This window comes from Archangium sp. (assembly GCF_036389735.1).
Classification (GTDB): Bacteria; Myxococcota; Myxococcia; order Myxococcales; family Myxococcaceae; genus Archangium.
The window spans coordinates 1-2001 of the sequence record NZ_DASVWK010000170.1; the positions used below are offsets into that span (position 1 = coordinate 1).

At 67.8% G+C, this 2001-nt stretch carries 1 protein-coding gene and 1 pseudogene; both read right to left on the reverse strand.

The window, feature by feature from the left end; all coding sequences use genetic code 11:
* Window positions 1-1626 (reverse strand): OPT family oligopeptide transporter (locus tag VF794_RS06345; protein ID WP_331108284.1); only part of this gene is annotated, 1626 nt, incomplete at its 3' end.
* A 93-nt stretch (window positions 1627-1719) separates the two neighbouring features.
* Window positions 1720-2001, reverse strand: a pseudogene (locus VF794_RS06350) (hypothetical protein); the annotation flags it as partial.

A 2001-nucleotide genomic window follows, 5' to 3' on the forward strand; every position in this document is an offset into this window, starting at 1 on the left:
GCCCTTGATGAGCGTGGCCATGAGCGTGCCCTGCGGCGCGGGGAACGCGGCCGTGCCGATCATGTGCTCCACGCCCTGCGCCCGCATCTCGGCGTTCGGTGTGTCCAGCAGCTTCATGGTGAGGCCGATGACCACCGCCGCCGCCACCGCGCCAATCATCAGGCCGATCTGCTGCGCTCTCGGGGTGGCGCCCACCAGGTAGCCCGTCTTCAGATCCTGCGACGTGGCGCCCGCGTTCGCCGCGGCGATGCACACCATGCCACCCACGCACAGCGCCATGGGCTGGTACACGTCCCCCGTCCAGCCGATGCCCACGAAGATGAGGCAGGTGGCCATCAGCGTGGCGATCGTCATGCCGGAGATGGGGTTGGACGACGAGCCGATGATGCCCACGATGCGCGAGGCCACCGTCACGAAGAAGAAGCCGAACACCACGATGAGGATGCCCAGCAGCAGGCGGCCGAACACCGTCCCCGGCAGGAAGGGCAGCGCCGCCATCGTCAGGATGAGGCCCACGCTGCCGAAGAGCACGAAGGTGATGGGCAGGTCGCGCTCGGTGCGCTTCATCGCCGCCGCCGTGGCCCCGTCCTTGAACGACGCGAGGCTCTCCTTGAAGGCCGTGATGATGGTGGGCAGCGTCTTGAGCAGCGTGATGAAGCCGCCCGCCGCCACCGCGCCCGCGCCGATCTGCCGCACGTAGGCGAAGTAGATGGCGCTCGCCGTGTCCCGGAAGGTGTGCGTCACTGGATCCCACCCGCCACGACCGCCCGCGGTGGTGAGGCTCTGCAGATAGCCCAGCTTCACCAGCTGCCCGGCGATGGTGTCCGCCGGCACCACCGAGGCCAGCAGTGGGATGATGCCCAGCCACGCCAGCACGCCACCGGCCACCAGCACGCCGGCGATCCTCGGGCCGACGATGTAGCCCACGCCCATGTACTCGGGGGTGATGTCGGCGTTGAGCGTGGCCGACGGGAAGTACTTGTTCGTCTGCTTCGTCACCAGCGCCGGCGTCTCGGCGATGAGCTTCACGATCTTCTGCAGCAGCGCGTACACGAAGGCGAAGCCCACGCCCTGGAAGGCGATCTTCGCCAGGTCTCCACCCTTCTCACCGGCGATGAGCACCGAGGCGCACGCCGTGCCCTCGGGGTAGGGCAGGTTGCCGTGCTCCTTGACGATGAGCGAGCGGCGCAGCGGCACCATCATCAGCGTGCCCAGCACTCCGCCCAGCAGCGCCAGCGTGAAGATGGTCCAGTACTCGAAGAAGCTCGAGCCCTTGCTGTCGGTGCTCAAGAAGAGGAAGCCGGGCAGGGTGAAGACCACACCCGCGGCGATGGACTCGCCCGCCGAGCCGATCGTCTGGACGACGTTGTTCTCCAGAATCGTCGAGCCGCCCAGCTTCTTGAGCAGGGAGATGGCGAGCACCGCGATGGGGATGGAGGCCGAGACGGTCAGGCCCGCCTTCAGGGCCAGGTACACCGTCGCCGCACCGAAGATGACGCCGAAGATGACGCCGATGATGATGGCCTTCGGGGTGAACTCAGCGACGTCGGTCCGGTCCGCGGAGATGTAGGGTTGGAACTCGGCTCCGCTCTGGGCGGAGTCGGTCTTCTTGGCTGCGTCGGACATGCGTGGGGGCTCCCAGGGGGGACGGCCGTTTCGGGGGTGGAGTTCTACAACCCCCTTTCACGGCACGCCAACCCCTGACCCGAGCCCCACGCCCTAGGCGGCGGCGGAGTTGCGCTTGTCCTCGGCCGGGGGAGCCTGCTGCTTGCCCGGGGCGAGTGGCATCGTGTCCACGTTGGCCCGCTGCTCGAGCGGGACGAACAGCGTCTTGAGGTTGTAGGCCATCAGCGCCGCCACGAACCTCGGCTGGAGGAGCGCCTCCATGCCCGCGCGCATGTGCAGCACCTGGTAGAACTGCCGGCAGGACTCCACGTCCAGCGAGGTCATGTCGATGGTATTGCCGACGGACCACTGCACGAACTTCAGGCCGAAGGGCCG